The following is a 206-nucleotide window of genomic DNA, read 5'->3' on the forward strand; positions in this document are numbered from 1 at the left end:
AGCTTGGTGTGCAGGTCGGTCAGCGTGCCTTCCAGCCCATAGCCGACCTCGATGCGCATCTTGCGGTCGTTCGGGGCCACCAGCAGCAGGACGCCATTGTTTTCCTTCGCCTGGCCGAGCTTCCAGAAGCGGAACAGCCGGTTGGCGTAAGGCTCGATCTCCTCGCCATCGAGGCTGGGAATCGTCGCGACGACGATCTGGTCGGA

At 63.1% G+C, this 206-nt stretch carries 1 protein-coding gene; it reads right to left on the minus strand.

Annotated elements, in window-relative coordinates; translation table 11 throughout:
* A partial coding sequence (locus EN955_RS34710) for a TPM domain-containing protein (protein WP_206523787.1) occupies positions 1 to 206 on the minus strand: 206 nt, incomplete at both ends.

The organism is Mesorhizobium sp. M7A.F.Ca.CA.001.04.2.1 (genome assembly GCF_003998485.1).
In the GTDB taxonomy this organism is placed as follows: domain Bacteria; phylum Pseudomonadota; class Alphaproteobacteria; order Rhizobiales; family Rhizobiaceae; genus Mesorhizobium; species Mesorhizobium ciceri.